The organism is Sphingomonas oligophenolica, from assembly GCF_039522915.1.
Lineage (GTDB): Bacteria > Pseudomonadota > Alphaproteobacteria > Sphingomonadales > Sphingomonadaceae > Sphingomonas > Sphingomonas oligophenolica.
The window spans coordinates 93,249-108,532 of sequence record NZ_BAAAEH010000047.1 but is presented as its reverse complement, the minus strand read 5'-3'; the positions used below and the strand labels follow the sequence as shown (position 1 = coordinate 108,532).

Annotated in this window: 17 protein-coding genes and 1 tRNA gene; 13 read left to right on the top strand and 5 right to left on the bottom strand. The window is 63.6% G+C overall.

Annotated elements, in window-relative coordinates; translation table 11 throughout:
* The first annotated feature begins 188 nt into the window (after window positions 1-188).
* From ABD050_RS21905 to mtnA, 8 genes are all read left to right on the top strand, one after another.
* Window positions 189-1,772, top strand: a complete 1,584-nt coding sequence (locus ABD050_RS21905; RefSeq protein ID WP_425542504.1) for a GH39 family glycosyl hydrolase — start codon at window positions 189-191, stop codon at window positions 1,770-1,772.
* 33 nt (window positions 1,773-1,805) lie between these two features.
* A complete protein-coding gene (locus ABD050_RS21900; RefSeq protein WP_343891648.1) occupies window positions 1,806-3,356 on the top strand; it encodes an alpha-L-fucosidase in 1,551 nt (516 codons plus the stop codon).
* 85 nt (window positions 3,357-3,441) lie between these two features.
* Window positions 3,442-5,520 (top strand): beta-galactosidase, encoded by a 2,079-nt coding sequence (locus ABD050_RS21895; RefSeq protein ID WP_343891647.1) that lies wholly within the window; start codon window positions 3,442-3,444, stop codon window positions 5,518-5,520.
* A 213-nt stretch (window positions 5,521-5,733) separates the two neighbouring features.
* Window positions 5,734-5,807: transfer RNA gene (locus ABD050_RS21890), tRNA-Gly, on the top strand.
* A gap of 38 nt (window positions 5,808-5,845) precedes the next feature.
* Entirely contained in the window at window positions 5,846-6,463 is a 618-nt protein-coding gene (locus tag ABD050_RS21885) for a methylthioribulose 1-phosphate dehydratase (protein ID WP_343891646.1), read from the top strand.
* Entirely contained in the window at window positions 6,460-7,002 is a 543-nt protein-coding gene (locus tag ABD050_RS21880; protein ID WP_343891645.1) for a 1,2-dihydroxy-3-keto-5-methylthiopentene dioxygenase, read from the top strand. Before ABD050_RS21885 ends, ABD050_RS21880 begins: the two co-directional genes overlap by 4 nt.
* Window positions 7,003-7,638: an acireductone synthase gene (gene mtnC / locus ABD050_RS21875; RefSeq protein WP_343891644.1), complete on the top strand. Its 636-nt coding sequence runs from the start codon at window positions 7,003-7,005 to the stop codon at window positions 7,636-7,638. It begins immediately after the preceding gene.
* Window positions 7,635-8,666 carry an S-methyl-5-thioribose-1-phosphate isomerase gene (mtnA, locus tag ABD050_RS21870; RefSeq protein WP_343891643.1) on the top strand — a complete coding sequence of 344 codons (1,032 nt, stop codon included), beginning with the start codon at window positions 7,635-7,637 and terminating at the stop codon, window positions 8,664-8,666. Before mtnC ends, mtnA begins: the two co-directional genes overlap by 4 nt.
* A gap of 26 nt (window positions 8,667-8,692) precedes the next feature.
* Here mtnA and ABD050_RS21865 read toward each other — a convergent pair whose 3' ends face one another.
* A complete protein-coding gene (locus tag ABD050_RS21865) occupies window positions 8,693-9,835 on the bottom strand; it encodes an aminotransferase (protein ID WP_343891642.1) in 1,143 nt (380 codons plus the stop codon).
* Between the two features lie 95 nt (window positions 9,836-9,930).
* On the opposite strand from ABD050_RS21865, the gene ABD050_RS21860 reads away from it, so the two are divergent.
* The 5 genes from ABD050_RS21860 to ABD050_RS21840 all read left to right on the top strand — a co-directional run bounded on the left by ABD050_RS21860 (window position 9,931) and on the right by ABD050_RS21840 (window position 12,949).
* Window positions 9,931-10,914: an HPr kinase/phosphorylase gene (locus tag ABD050_RS21860; protein ID WP_343891641.1), complete on the top strand. Its 984-nt coding sequence runs from the start codon at window positions 9,931-9,933 to the stop codon at window positions 10,912-10,914.
* Window positions 10,911-11,822, top strand: a complete 912-nt coding sequence (locus ABD050_RS21855; protein ID WP_343891640.1) for a sulfotransferase domain-containing protein — start codon at window positions 10,911-10,913, stop codon at window positions 11,820-11,822. Before ABD050_RS21860 ends, ABD050_RS21855 begins: the two co-directional genes overlap by 4 nt.
* On the top strand, window positions 11,819-12,082 hold the full coding sequence (locus tag ABD050_RS21850; protein ID WP_343891639.1) for a PqqD family protein: 264 nt from the start codon (window positions 11,819-11,821) through the stop codon (window positions 12,080-12,082). Before ABD050_RS21855 ends, ABD050_RS21850 begins: the two co-directional genes overlap by 4 nt.
* Window positions 12,054-12,575, top strand: coding sequence for a lasso peptide biosynthesis B2 protein (locus tag ABD050_RS21845; protein WP_343891638.1), 522 nt, complete (start codon window positions 12,054-12,056; stop codon window positions 12,573-12,575). The genes ABD050_RS21850 and ABD050_RS21845 overlap by 29 nt, the downstream gene beginning before the upstream one ends.
* A 74-nt stretch (window positions 12,576-12,649) precedes the next feature.
* On the top strand, window positions 12,650-12,949 hold the full coding sequence (locus tag ABD050_RS21840) for a DUF6916 family protein (protein WP_343891637.1): 300 nt from the start codon (window positions 12,650-12,652) through the stop codon (window positions 12,947-12,949).
* Here the strand turns inward: ABD050_RS21840 and ABD050_RS21835 are convergent.
* The 4 genes from ABD050_RS21835 to ABD050_RS21820 are packed head-to-tail and all read right to left on the bottom strand — an operon-like array spanning window position 12,942 to window position 15,149.
* A complete protein-coding gene (locus ABD050_RS21835) occupies window positions 12,942-13,499 on the bottom strand; it encodes a GNAT family N-acetyltransferase (RefSeq protein ID WP_343891636.1) in 558 nt (185 codons plus the stop codon). The genes ABD050_RS21840 and ABD050_RS21835 overlap by 8 nt on opposite strands.
* A gap of 20 nt (window positions 13,500-13,519) precedes the next feature.
* The gene (locus ABD050_RS21830) at window positions 13,520-14,044 is read right to left on the bottom strand and encodes a phage tail protein (RefSeq protein WP_343891635.1); all 525 of its coding nucleotides are present in this window, start codon (window positions 14,042-14,044) and stop codon (window positions 13,520-13,522) included.
* Window positions 14,045-14,060: 16 nt separating this feature from the next.
* Complete coding sequence (locus ABD050_RS21825) at window positions 14,061-14,603, bottom strand: phage tail protein (protein ID WP_343891634.1); 543 nt, start codon at window positions 14,601-14,603, stop codon at window positions 14,061-14,063.
* Between the two features lie 36 nt (window positions 14,604-14,639).
* The gene (locus ABD050_RS21820) at window positions 14,640-15,149 is read right to left on the bottom strand and encodes a phage tail protein (protein WP_343891633.1); all 510 of its coding nucleotides are present in this window, start codon (window positions 15,147-15,149) and stop codon (window positions 14,640-14,642) included.
* Window positions 15,150-15,284: the final 135 nt, after the last annotated feature.

The window sequence follows — 15,284 nt, the reverse complement described above, 5'->3', positions numbered from 1 at the left end:
CCCCTTGGGCCGGGGGCGATGCCCCCGGCTCTCTTTTGTCTTTCGCGGCGGTAGCCGTAGGTCGAGCCTATAAAATATGGGGAGGCGGGCCCGGTAGCTCCGGTTCGGTGCGGGGAAGCCCGGGCAGGGCTCAGATCGCTGCGACAAGACGCGCCAGGCAAAGAAAAATAAAATCGGGAGAGAATGCCGTGAAGAAATGCCGTTTCCCCACCCTTCTCTTTCGGGGACTGGTCCTTGCGAGTCTCATACCTTCGAGTGCGCTCGCCGGGTCCGCGCCGCCGCCGCGCGTGGTGCAGGTGGATGCGGCGGCAGCCACAATGCCGGTCGACCGCTTCTTCGATCTCTCGGTGGGATCGGATTATCCCGGCACGCTGATCCGTGACGACAGCATGGCCCAGCTCAGGACAGCGACGAGCGAGCTGGGATTCCGCTACATCCGCTTCCACGCGATCTTTCACGATGTGCTCAAGACGGTGCAGGTGAAAGACGGCCGGATCGTTTATGACTGGACCAGGATCGACGAGCTCTATGACAAGATGCGCGCGCGCAACATCAAGCCCTTCGTCGAACTCGGCTTCACGCCGGAGGCGCTCAAGACTTCCAACAGCTCGATATTCTATTGGAAGGGCAACACATCACATCCGAAGCTCGACGAATGGGCGAAGCTGATCGACGCCTTCGCGCGGCACGTCCGGCAGCGCTACGGCGTCGAGGAAGTCCGAAACTGGTATTTCGAAGTCTGGAACGAGCCCAATCTCGACGGCTTCTGGGAAAAGGCCGATCGGGGCGCCTATTTCGCGCTCTACGACGTAACCGCACGAGCGCTGAAGGCAGTGGATCCGGCGCTGCGCGTAGGCGGCCCATCGACGGCCGGCGCGGCATGGGTGCCCGAATTCCTCGATCATGTCGCGACGTACGGCGTGCCGGTCGATTTCGTCACCACCCATACCTATGGTGTCGATGGCGGCTTCCTCGACGAGGAAGGCAAGGGCGACACCAAGCTCTCGCCTTCGCCCGACGCGATCATCGGTGACGTGCTCAGGGTGCGGGCGCAAATCCAGGCGTCCAAATTCCCTAATCTGCCGCTCTATTTCACCGAGTGGAGCACCAGCTACACGCCACGCGACGCCGTGCACGACAGCTATGTGAGCGCGCCCTATATTCTCACCAAGCTGAAGGGAGTGGCAGGGTCCGTCCAGGGCATGAGCTACTGGACCTATAGCGACCTGTTCGAGGAGCCGGGCCCGCCCACGGCCCCGTTCCAGGGCGGCTTCGGGCTGATGAACCCGCAAGGCGTCCGCAAGCCTGCATGGTTCGCCTACAAATATCTGCATGCGCTCCGGGGCAAGGAGATACACGTCGACGATGCCCAAGGCTTGGCCGCGATCGACCGATCCAGCCTCGCGCTGCTGGTGTGGGACTGGCACCAGCCCGAGCAGAAGCTGAGCAACCGCCCCTTCTACCGACAATTGGTGGAGGCGCCCGCCGCCGCGCCGGTCAGCGCTCACTTCGTGCATGTCCAGCCCGGGCGATATCGCCTGCGCACCTATCGTACCGGCTATCGGCACAACGACGCCTATTCAGCCTATATCGATATGAAGCTGCCTCGGACGCTTTCGGCCGCCCAGTTGGAACAACTGCAGGGGCTGACCCGGGACTTGCCCGAACGCAACGAGGTCGTAACCGTCCCGAAGAGCGGAGCCCTGAAAATCGAGATGCCCATGCGGACCAACGATATCCTGCTCATGCGGCTCGAACGGATCGGGCGCTGAGGGAAGCCAGATAGAAATCGGACGGAGAGGAAAATGGTCAATTTCAGCAAGCGCGAGATACTGGTCGCGCCGGTGGTCGCCGCGCTCGGTCTGCCCTCCGTCGCGCGTGCGCAGGTCCCGACCTCCCCAGTTCGTAAGGAGCATGACCTGGCCGCCGGCCCCTTCACTTCGAGTGTCGAATCGCTCAAGACCTACCGTGCACCCGACTGGTTCCGCGACGCGAAGTTCGGGATCTGGGCGCATTGGGGAGTACAGTCAGTGCCACGCCAGGGCGACTGGTATGCGCGCTTCCTCTATGTGCCGGGCCATCCGCACTACGACCATCATGTGAAGACCTACGGCCATCCGTCCGAAGTCGGGTACAAGGACATCATCCCGCTCTGGAAGGCCGAGAAGTTCGATCCCGACGCACTGATGGCCAAATATGCCGATGCAGGCGCCAAATATTTCGTGTCGATGGGCGTGCACCACGACAATTTCGATTTGTGGAATTCGAAGCACCACCGCTGGAACGCAGCCACGATGGGGCCGAAACGGGATATCGTCGGCGCCTGGAAGGCAGCGGCGAAGCGTCGTGGCCTGCGCTTCGGCGTATCTGAGCATCTGGGCGCCAGCTATTGCTGGTGGTATCCCAACCACCTCTATGATCAGTTCTGGCCGAAGCTCGGGGTCGATTATGACGGCGCGAACCCGCGCTACGCCGACCTCTACCACGACAATCGCGACGAGCCGTTCCTGAACAAGCCCGGCACCTGGTACACGACCAATCCGAAATTCCATCGTCATTGGTTCGACCGTATTTCCGATCTCGTCGACACCTATCAGCCCGACCTGCTCTATTCCGACGGCGGCCTGCCCTTCGGCGAAATAGGCCGGGCCCTGGTCGCCCGCCTCTACAACAACAGCATTGCGCGCGGCGGGAAGCTCGAAGCGGTTTATACCTGCAAGGACTCCGGCTCGGGCGAATTCCACCAGGGGGCGGCCGTGCAGGATGTCGAGCGCGGCGTGCTCAAGGGCATCAACCCCCTGCCCTGGCAGACCGACACGTCGAACAGCGACTGGTTCTTCAACGAACATTATGGCTTCAAGTCGACCGGTGACGTCATTTCCATGCTGGCCGACATCGTCAGCAAGAACGGCAACCTGCTCCTGAACGTGGTCATGTATCCCGATGGCAGCCTGCCCCCGCAATCGGAGCAGCTGCTGGCCGAACTCGCTGCGTGGATGAAGGTGAATTCCCAGGCGATCCACGGCACCCGGCCGTGGAAAATCCACGGCGAGGGACCGACCGAGACCGCCGCCGGGATGTTCAGGGAAGACACTGCTTATACCTCGAGGGACATCCGCTTCACGACCCGCGGGGAGACCCTCTACGCGCTCACGCTCGGCGAACCGTCCGTAGCGACCGAGATACGCGCGCTTGCCCTGGGCAATCCGCATGAACGCCGTCGGGTGCGCCGGGTTCGGCTGCTCGGGCACCCCGGGACGATACGCTTCCACCAGGCTGACCAGGCGCTCGTCATCGACCTTCCCGAGAGGCTGCCCACACGCCACGCCAGCGTGTTCGAGATCGATTTTGCCTGATGTTTCCGCAGAGTGGCGTTCGCGCATGCACAACAGGGCTGATGTACTTGCTCGAAGTGTTCGAAGGATGGGGATCGACACAAACATGAAACAGGATTTCGCCCGCAGGGCAGGCATCGTCCTGACGCTGGCGCTTGCCGTCGCAACGGGCTCGTTCCTCGCGCCGCCCCAGGCCCGGGCGCAGAGCGCGGGCGGGCATCCCGAATGGCCCGGCAAGGGGGAGCTCTTTGTCGGCACCTGTTATCAGCCGATCGACCGCACCCCCGAGCAGATCCGGCAGGACATCGCGGTGATGAAGGCGGCGGGATTCAACATCGTGCGGATGGGCGACCTCTCCTGGGATTCGTTCGAGCCGGAGGAAGGCCACTTCACCTTCGACTGGTTCGACAAGGTGATCGAGCAGATGCACGCCGCGGGCATCCGGGTGATCGTCGACATCCCCGGCGAACCGGCGCCGATCTGGCTGCACAAGACCTATCCCGGCGTCGAAATCGTCAACCAGGACGACGTCCGGCTCAACGCGGCGACGCGCTATTGGGACAATATCAGCGATCCCGACTATCGCCGCCTCGCCAAGCGCCTCGCCGAAAAGATGATGCAGCGCTATGCCCGTAACCCGGCGGTGATCGCGCTTGGGTACGACAACGAGATCGGCAACGGCAATATATCCTATTCGGCCGCGGACCGTGTGCGGTTCGTCGATTGGCTGAAGAAGAAATACGGCTCGGTCGACGCGCTCAACCGCGCCTGGGCGACGCAGCGCTGGTCGCGGCGGATCAACAGCTGGGATCAGGTCGACCTTCCCTATATGCGCGGCCCCGGCCCCAATGAGCGCTATCTCGACCTGCGCCGCTACTGGTCGGACGATACGATCGGCGCGCTTACGGATCTGGAGGCGGTACGAAAGAGGGTCGCCCCCAACCTCCCCGTAGCATCCAATTTCTGGCCCACCGCCTGGTCGAAGGGCTTCAACTATCTGCGCTCCTGGGATTCGGTCTCCACTTATGGCGCGCAGGGCTTCTATCCCGGCGATCCGATGGGTGCCGCATTCGAAGTGATGATGAACAAGGCGGGCCACGATACGCCGGTCTGGTTCAACGAGTTCACCGCCGGCGGCGGCGGCTATTACGGCACGCCGGGCCGCTCGCGCATGTGGGCGTATTTCGGATTGGTCTATTATGCGCAATCCGTCCTTGCCTGGACCTTCAATTCGCATCTCGGCGGCGAGGAACAGGCGTTGTTCGGGCTGATCGACCATGACGATCGCCCGTCCTGGAAGGTCGCCGAGTTCGGGCAGATCGCCAGCGAGTTCAAACAGCTGCGTACCCTGGGCTTCCCCCGCTATCACCAGCCCGAGGTCGCCATCCATTATTCCTTCGAAACCGACTGGCTGACCAATCCACCGCCCGGCCCGAATACGATGAAGGAGTATTTCAAGGGCAATTACGGGGATCAGGTGAAGGCGGCTTTCGCGCCGCTGTTCCGCGACAATGTCGATGCATCGGTGATCGATATCGGGCATGATCCGCTCGACCGGTACAAGCTCGTGATACTGTCGAGCGCCTATCTGCTCGACCAGCAGATCGCCGACGCAGTCCGCCGCTATGTGGCGAACGGCGGCACCGTGATCATGACCGGCTATTCGGCCAAGGTCGACGAAACCGGAAAATGGTTCGGGACACCGCTGCCCGGGCGCCTGACCGACGTCTTCGGCCTCCGCACCAACGAATTCTATCGGGCGGAGCAGCCCCTCAAATTCCGGTTCGACGGACAGATGCGCACGGGCACGGACCCTTATTACGAAGTGCTCGAGCTGGGCACGGCCAAGCCTTTGGCGCGTTTCGAGAACACGCCGCAGCGGAGCCCGGCCATCACGATCAACACATTCGGCAAGGGCCAGGCCATCTATCTCGCCACCGCCGCGCAACCCGCCTTTATCGAGCCCCTGATTCGCTCGCTCTATGCAAGGCTCGGGATCGCCCGCGGGCCCGAAACCCCCGAGGGCGTCGTAGCGAGAGTCGTCGATGGACGTACGCTTTACGTCAATACGAACAACGCGCCGGCGACGGTGACCTTTACCGGCACGAAGAAGGGCATCCTCACGAAGAAGGACTATTCAGGCAAGATCGATCTGCCGCCCTATGGCGCCGAACTGCTCCAATAAATATTGCTGTCCCAGAGATGCGGTCGCCAGGGTATGAACCTCACCACGATTTCCGCGCCCGGCCGTTGGCTCTCCCATCCGACCGTGGAACGACGGACAGCCCGGCGCGAAATGACTTGATACGCGAGAGCAAGCCGATATGACGGGCGGCAAGGTTTCGGAGCCTGAAAAGAGCCAGATGCAATAGCTGACGGCGTCCAAGTCTTTGAGATCGCGGGTATAGCACAATGGTAGTGCAGCAGCCTTCCAAGCTGAATACGCGGGTTCGATTCCCGCTACCCGCTCCAGATTTCCGCGCGAGGATGTGCACCTGATGGCCGTCAGCATGCTTGACGCGAGGGCCGCGATCGTCACGGTCGGGCGGTGGCTCGATGGCAAGGGTTGGGCGCCGGCGACCTCGGGCAATTATTCGATGCGCCTCGACAACGGCAATTTCGCAGTGACGGTGTCGGGCCGACACAAGGGGCGGCTGACCGAAAACGATATCATGTCAGTCGATGCCGACGGGCGGTCGCTCGACGGCAAGAAGCCGTCGGCCGAGACAGCGCTTCATCTCGCTCTGTACAGCAGCTTTCCGGATGTGGGCGCTGTGCTGCACAGCCATTCGCCCGCTGCGGTGGGGCTGACCCGCGCTTTTCCCGGCGCTTATGGGTATCTGCTGGCCGGGCATGAGATGCTGAAGGCGCTGCCCGGCGTGACCACGCATGAGACCGAGGTGACGATACCGATCGTCGACAACAGCCAGGATATGGCCGAGATCGAGGCAGCGATCACGCCCCGGCTGCTGGCGGCGGGCGCGCCGCCCGCCTATCTTATCCGGGGCCACGGCCTGTACGGCTGGGGTCGCGACATGGTCGAGGCCGAGCGGGTGATCGAGGCGATCGAGTGGATGATCGCCGCGGAGCTGGCCGAGATGGGTTTCCGGGAAGGGAGCGGGCGATGAGCCATTTGCAGGTCTTCGACGAACGCGACGGCACCGCGCCATTGCTCGATACCGCCGATGGCGACGCGATCGCCGCTGAGCTGGCCGCGATCGGCGTGCGTTTCGAGCGCTGGCCGACCCGCGATCTGCCCGATGCAGCGGCGATCCTGGAGGTTTATGCGCCCGAGATCGCTGCGTTGAAGGCTGAGGCCGGATATCAATCAGTCGATGTCGTGGCGCTCGCGCCCGACCATCCCGAGCGCGCGGCGCTGCGCGGCAAATTCCTGTCCGAGCATACACATGGCGAGGATGAGGTGCGCTTCTTCGTCGATGGCGAGGGCCTGTTCACGCTCCATGAACAGGGCCGGGTGTTCAACATGCTGTGCACCAGGGGCGACCTGATCTCGGTGCCCGCCGGCATGCGCCACTGGTTCGACATGGGCCCTGCCCCGCGCTTTACCGCGATCCGGCTGTTCGTGAACCCCGATGGCTGGGTTGCCCGCTTCACCGGCGACACGATCGCCGATCGCTTTCCGCGCCACGAGCCGGCACTTGCCTGAATGCCGCGCGCGATCCTGACCGATATCGAGGGCACGACCTCGAGCATCGCTTTCGTGGCCGAGACGCTGTTTCCCTATGCGCGGGCACGGCTACCGGCTTTCGTCGCCGCCCATCCGGACAAGACCGCGCCGATCCTCGCCGAGGTGGCGGCGATTGAGCCAGGCGATCCGGTCGCGACGCTGACGCGCTGGATCGACGAGGATCGCAAGGCGACGCCGCTCAAGACACTGCAGGGAATGATCTGGGCTGACGGCTATCGCGAGCGCGCCTTCACCGGCCACATCTATGCGGACGCCGCCGCGGCGCTCCGGCGCTGGCATGACGCGGGGATCGCGCTTTATGTCTTCTCGTCCGGGTCGGTGGCCGCGCAGAAACTCCTGTTCGGGCACAGCGATGCCGGCGACCTGACGCCGCTCTTCTCGGGCTATTTCGACACGGCCACCGGGCCGAAGCGCGAGGCCGAATCCTATCGCGCGATCGCCGCTGCGATCGGCCTAGTGGCGGACGAAATCCTGTTCCTGTCGGACACGCCGCAGGAAATCGCCGCCGCGCGCGAGGCTGGGCTATCGGCGCTGCTGATCGATCGCGAGCATGGGGCCGGCGATATCGCGACGTTCGAGGATATCGACACATGAAGCTCGAAGGCACTCATCAGCGCTCGATCAGGCGCGCGGCCGATGGGCGAGGCGCCTGTATCCTCGATCAGCGCGAGTTGCCCTGGAAGATCGTCTGGGTCGAATTGCGCAGCATGGCCGAAGCCGAACGGGCGATCCGCGAGATGTGGACGCGCGGCGCGCCGCTGATCGGCGCGACGGCAGCCTATGGCCTGGCGATGGCGATGGCCGAAGACGGTTCCGACGCGGCACTCGACGCTGCCCATGCGACACTGCTCGCGGCGCGGCCGACCGCGGTCAATCTGCGCTGGGCGCTCGACAAGGTCGCGGAGGCAGTCCGCCCCCTGCCGCAGGCCGAGCGCGCAGCCGCCGCCTTCGCCCGGGCCGATGCAATCTGCGACGAGGATGTCGAGCTCAACCGCGCGATCGGCGAGCATGGCCTCGCGCTGTTCCGCACGCTGCACGCGAAACACCCCGACCGCCCGCTCAATATCCTCACCCATTGCAACGCCGGCTGGCTGGCCACGGTCGATTACGGCACGGCCACCGCACCGATCTATCTCGCCCATGACGCAGGCATTCCGGTCCATGTCTGGGTCGACGAGACCCGCCCGCGCAATCAGGGCGCCCTGCTCACCGCCTTCGAGCTGGCGGGCCACGGCGTACCGCACACCGTGATCGCCGACAATGCCGGCGGGCATCTGATGATGCAGGGCCAGGTCGATGCAGTGATCGTCGGCACCGACCGGGTTACCGCCAATGGCGATGTCTGCAACAAGATCGGGACTTATCTGAAGGCGCTCGCGGCGAGGGACAATGATGTCCCCTTCTATGTGGCGCTGCCGTACACGACCTTTGATGCCGGGACGGCGACCGGGGCCGATGTGCCCATCGAGGAGCGCTCTCCAGACGAGGTGACTCATGTGGCAGGGGAAGGCGGGTCGATCCGGGTGACCGCATCCGGGGCAGCGAACCCGGCCTTCGATGTGACGCCGGCCCGGCTGGTGACCGGGTATCTCACCGAACGCGGGTTGGTGGATCGGGTCTAACTCCCTCCCCTTCGGGGGGGTCAAGGTCAGGGCCGCCGCACCATCCGCTCGAGCGCCGCATCGAGCGTCGAATCCTGCTTGGCGAAGCACAGCCGGACGACACTGGTAACCGGATCCCGCGCGTAGAAGGCGGATACCGGCACTGAAGCAACGCCTGCTTCCTCGACCAGCCATTCGCTGAAGGCGACATCGTCCATATTCACCCCCGAGCGGGGCAGGTCGATCGACAGAAAATAGGTCGCCGCGCTCGGCAGGACCGCATAGCCGAGCCGGGTCAGTCCGGCCGCGAGCCGGTCGCGCGAGCGCTGATAGCCGGCGCGCATCTCGGTGAAATAAGCGACGTCCTTGCCGAGGCCATAGGCAGCGCCCGCCTGGAGATTGGGCGGGGTGGTGAAGGTCAGGAACTGGTGCGCCTTGGCGAGGATCTGCGCGATCGGCGGGGCGGCGCACATCCAGCCGACTTTCCAGCCGGTGAGCGAGAAGATCTTGCCAGCCGAGCCGATCTTGACCGTGCGCTCACGCATGCCGGGCAGGCCGATCAGCGGGCGGTGGACCGCGCCGTCGAACACGACATGTTCCCATACTTCGTCGCAGATCGCGATCGCATCATGGCTGACGCAGAAATCGGCAAGCAGTGCCAACTCTTGCGGGCTTGTCATCGTGCCCGTGGGGTTGAGCGGGTTGTTGAGGATGACAAGCCGTGTGCGCGGGCCGGCCGCCGCGGCGAGTCCTTCGGCGGTGATTCGCCACTCCGGCGGCTCCAACCTGACCAGCTTCGCGATACCGCCGGCGCGTTCGACCAGCGGCAGATAGGCATCGTACATCGGCTGGAACATCAGTACCTCGTCGCCCGGCGAGACGAGCGCGAAGATGGCGGCGGCCAGCGCCTCGGTCGCGCCCGATGTGACGATCACCTCCTCGAACGCGAGGTCGATCCCCTGATGCACGCGGTAATGATCGGCCACCGCCTGGCGCAGCGCCGCCGTGCCAGGCATCGGCGGATATTGGTTCGACTCCTCGATCAACGCGCGCGCTGCCTCGGCCAGCACATCCTCGGGGCCGCGCCCGTCGGGGAAGCCCTGCCCCAGGTTGATCGCGCCGGTGGCGCGGGCGCGGGCCGACATCGCCTCGAAGATCGTGGTGCCGAGTGATGCGTAAACCGGGTTCATCGCGCGACCATGCCGCAGCGCGTGGCGCTTCGCCAGCCTTGGCTCTCGATCAGGTCGATGGTTGCGCCCGCTGCAGAGTTTGACCAGAAGGCGGAATGGGGCGCTGCAACAATGAAGTCGCCCGGTCGCAGCATCTCGGGGATGAGCGTTTGTTTTCCTATTGCGTTTCGGGACTTGGCGTTGCCAGCGAACTGGCCCTTCCCGGGCTGATTCCCGCTGAACAGGGCCAGAGCGGCGATGCGGACGTGGTGATCCGCAGCGGTGACGTGCCAACCGAACTCGAGGGTGCGATTGCGCGGGGGCCGAGCTGGCAGCTTGCCGGCGACCGGTTCCTGTTGATCATCCCCGGCGTGATCCGCATGGTGCTGATCGGTGGAAGCGAAATCCGCTTCGCGACCGAGAGCGGTGTTTCAGCCGAGGAAGCAGCGATCTTCCTCAGCAGCACAGGCTTCGGCATCCTGCTCCACCAGCGCGGTCGGATCGTGCTGCATGCGAGCGCGGTGCGGGTACAGGACAGCGCCGTCCTGTTCTGCGGCCCTTCGGGTGCCGGCAAATCGACGCTTGCCGCGGCCTTGGTCGACGCGGGTTACGATCTCGTCACCGATGATTTCTGCGGCATCTCGATTCATGCCGACGGCACGCCCTGGGTAGAGCCGGACGGACGGCAATTGAAGCTGTGGCAGAATTCGATCGAGCGCCTCTCGCTTGCCGACCGCCGCACCGCTGCGGTGCGCCCGAGAATCGAGAAATATTATGTCGAGCCGCGCGCTGCGACCGAAGCAGCGCTGCCGCTCGCCGCTGTCTATGTGCTGCGCGAGGCTCGGCCGCCCCATGCGCCCGGAATCGCACGGCCCAATATCGTCGATGGCGGGCTGATGGTACGCAACAACGCCTATCGCCCGGCCATGGTACGACGAATGGCGCAGATGGAGCTGTATTTCCAGGCCGCCGCGATCATCTCGCAGCGCGCCGGCGTGTTCACGCTGACCCGCGACTTCAACTTCAAGCAATTTCCGGCGGTAATCGGGTGGCTCGAGGCGCATTGGCGCGAGCTCGGCCTGCTGGAGCGCGCTGCTTGAGGCGGACTTTCTGGCTCGCCTCCTATCCGAAATCGGGCAACACCTGGTTCCGGATGCTGGTGGCGAACCTGCGCCAGGACGCGCCAATCGATATCAACGACATGCCGGAGCGGAGCGGGATCGCAAGCGCGCGCGGCCTGTTCGACAATGTCATGTTGTTTCCGTCCGGGCTGCTGACGCACGAGGAGTGCGATCGCCTGCGCCCCCGTGTCTATGAGGAAGTCGCGCGAAACGCCGAGCAGGATGACCCGGAAGCACCCGAGACAAGGATCGGCGATGTCCGCTTCGTCAAGACTCATGACGCCTGGACCTATACGAGCGACGGCGAGCCGCTGCTCGGCGGACTCAAGGGCGCCGATGGCGCGATCCTGATCGTGCGCGATCCGCGGGACGTGGCACCGAGCCTCGCCAATCACGGCAATCAGACGATTGACCAGTCGATCGCCTTCATGGGCGAGGCAGACGCGGCGTTCTGCGGGCAACGCGACCGCCAGGCGAATCAGCTTCGCCAGCAACTGCCGCGGTGGAGCGGCTATAATTCGAGCTGGCTCGACCAGGCCGACATTCCCGTCCATCTTGTCCGCTACGAGGATATGCAGTCCGATGCTGCCGGCGTTTTTCGCCGCGCCATGGCGTTTGCCGGGATCGAGATTAGTCCGGACGAAGCCGAGCGGGCAGCCCGCTTCGCCAATTTCGCCGAGCTCAAACAGCAAGAGACCGAGCGCGGCTTTCGCGAAGCGCCGCGGACGACCCCGGGCGGCGGTTTCTTCAGACGCGGCGTGTCGGGGGCGTGGCATGACGAGCTCAGTGCTGAACAGATCGCCAAAATCGAGGTTGATCACGCTGACATGATGGCGCGTTTGGGCTATCCGCTGTCCGACAGACACGGTGAAAGGATCGCACGTTGATCGAGCGTAAGGGAGATTGGCTCAGTGCCCGGGTGGGCGACGAGATCATGATGATGAGCCCCGAGCACGGCAAATATATCGGCGTCAACGAGGTCGGCGCGCGCATCTGGGAGCTGATCGAAACACCGAGCGATGCCGCCACCGTCTACGCCGAACTGCAGCGCGAATTCGATGTGTCGCCCGAGGACTGCCAGGCCGAGGTCGACAGCTTCCTGGCCGAAATGGAGAAGCATGGCGCAGTCTCAGTCTCTCGCCCATAAGGTCCGCACCGCGGTGACGATGGGACCGCGGCGGCAGTTGCTCGTCGCAGAGGCAAGCGCGCGGATGGCGGTCGCGCGGATTTCGCTGGCGATCTATCCGTTCCGCAGGCTCGCAAAGGGCTTTGGCGCGTTCGTTCCACCGAACGATCCACGCGTGCTCGCCAGCGCGGCGAATGCGGCCGACGACCATGCGCGCGCTGCCAGGGAGATCGGCTGGGCAGTGCGCACGGCAGCACCGTGGATGCCGTTCAGATCGGTCTGCCTGCAACAGGCAATGGCAGCACATGCGATGCTGAAGCGGCGAGGCGTTGCCAGCGTGATGCATTTCGGCGCGGGCAAAAGCGCCGAGAAGCCGATCGATGCCCATGCCTGGCTCGACGCAGCGGGCGTGAAGGTAACTGGGTATCCGGTTGCGTCCAACCTCAGCGAAATCGGTTGTTTTGTCCCGACGCTTTCGCGCGAAAGCAGCGTCGGACCGGCCCGGCAATCTTGAAACCGGCCGACGGATCGGGCAGTTGTTTCCCGCAACTGGTGCGCCGGCGTTTGTTACCATCAAGGGGGACGGAAGTGATCGACGAGAAGCTTTCCTGCGAGGATTTCGAGCCTCATGTCGGTTCGGATTTCAAGATGGTTACTGAAGGCGTGCCTGAAATGTCGCTGACCCTGACCGAAGCCAAGACATTGAAAACCCAGCCGCTGGACGATGGATTGCGCGTGCCCTTCGCGCTGCTTTTCGAAGGCCCGGCACCACTGCTGCCGCAGCGCATTTATCGTTTCGAGCACGGCGCGATGGGCCAGCCGGAAATCTTCATCGTTCCCATCGCGAAAACCGAAAACGGCTTTCGCTACGAAGCGATCTTCAACTGATCGGCGTCGTGGCGAGCGGGGCGTCATATCCTTCGGGCACCCACTCCATCTCGAGATAGATGTCGGTGTCCTGTATCTCGGTGAAGCCGAGCCGGCGATAGAGCCGGAGCGCCGGATTATACTTCTCGACGAAGATGCCGACGCCCTTGCCCTTGCTGCCCGCGGCCTCGATCAGGCCGTGAAGAATGGCCGAGCCGAGGCCCTTGCCGCACCATTCGGGCATCAGCGCGATATCGACGATATGGAGCCGGCTTTCCCGCTCCTGCAGATAGAGCCTGCCGACGGGGACGCCGTGCTTTTCGATCACGTCGAAGGCGCACCCGGCGATCTGGCCACGATAATGAATGCGCTGCGCGTTGAACTGATGCTCGACGAAAGCGTCCTTCTGTTCCGGAGTCCAGTCGACTGTCGCCAGTTCCTGCTCGCGCGTCGTCCCGTACAGACGGGTCAGGAACGGGATATCGTCGTCCGTTTCGGGACGAAGCGCATAGCCCTCGCAAACCAGCGCCGCCGGCAATGCAAATGCCGGCGGCGTATAGGAAATTGTCACACGCTAACCCTCGAACTGCGTCAGTTGCGCGACGGGAAGATCCCGAACAAGGCAATGCAGAAATTCAACACGAGATAGGGCTGCATATTGTCATGCGGCTGGCTACCGCCGGTTGACGTCACCGTGCGCGGCTCCATCGCCACGGGATTGGTGAGGACATCACTATAGGCCTGGCCCGGACCGGAAGCGCCGAAATAAGCCTGGGTAGTCGGCACGCCGGATGCAGTTCCGCCTGTCGCACCGTACAGCACGTGCGTGTGCTGCGGGATCTGGGTGGTATTCAGCGTGACATTCGCCGCGCCATCAACTTCGCCGATAACCCGGTTGGTCAGCCCGGGCCCCTGGCCCCAGTTCATAACCCCCCGCTCCTGGATGTTCGGCAGGGCAAAGGTCTGGATGCCGTCGCCGCCGTAAGTGGTGCCCAGGATCGAGAACAGCGCGGTGTTTTGCGAGATCGACTGCAGCTGACCGTTGCAGAAGGCGTAGTTTCTTGGCGCAAACGTGAATCCGAAGATCATGATCTGGCCGATGAAGGGTTGCGTCACCGTCTATCTCCGAATGCTAGTTGCGGCTGGGGAAGATGCCGTTCAAGGCAATGATGAAGGTGATGCAGAGGCTCGGCATCATGTTCTGGTGCGGCTGGCTTCCCCCCGCGACCGGCAGGCTCTGCGCTGCCATCGCCACCGGCGTAATGGTGCCTGGCGGGACCACATAGAGCGAGCCGGGATTGGTTCCGTCCGTGGGCGACGCCGGGATCGCCTTGTTGCTCGGGCCAGGCAGATTCCCCGCATCGGTCGTCGCGTTGACGATGTGATTGTGCATGGGCGTTTCGGTCTGAAGCAGCGTCACGGTTTCCGAACCGGCCTGCTCGCCAATGACCCGCGGGGTCAGGCCGGGGCCGTTGCCCTGGTTGATCGGGAGGCGCCCGCGCAGATCGGGCAGCGCGAAAGTCTGGACGCCATTGCCGCCATAGAAAGTGCCGAGCAGCGAAAACAACGCGGCATTCTGCTGAATCGACATGAGCTGGCCCGCGCAGAGCGCGTTGCTGCGCGGCGCGAAATTCCCGCCAAACATCCGGATTTCACCGAGATAAGGTTGAGACATGTTGTTCTCCGTGCCGTCGGCCGAAATGGTTGTCGGTTAGTTGCGTGAGGGGAAGACACCCGTCAGCGCGATGCAGAAATTCACCGCAAGATAGGGCTGCATATTGTTGTGCGGCTGATTGCCGCCATACAGGCCGACCGCCTGTGGATTGAGCGGCACCAGGGTATGGCCGCGTGCATAGAAATCGTCGGTCGTCGACGTATCGGTCGCGAACATATGGGCGGCCACCGGACGCTTGTCGGCGGTGTTCGTCGTGCCGGTCAACGTATGGGTATGGGCCGGCATCTCGGTCTGGAGCAGGGTCACCGTTTCTTCGCCGGCGACTTCGCCCTGGGGATAATTGCCGTCGAAGTGAATCGGGGTCCGGCCCCGCAGGTCGGGCAGCTGGAACGTGCTCGTGCCGTTGCCGCCATAGGTTGTTCCCAGCAGCGAAAAAAGCGCGGTATTCTGCTGAATCGGCAAGATCTGGCCAGCGCAGAACGCCCAGCCGCGCGGCGCGAAATTGAAGCCGTAGATACCGATTTGACCGAGGAAGAAATTCGACATGCCAGCCTCTCAAACTCATGGTCAGGAGGCAACGCCGTAACACTCCGCCCCCAGGTGTTATCACATCAAATGTACCTGCCCCAGAGAAAGACACAATAGCAAATCTGCGCAGACTAGATCGGAAATGGCTGGACT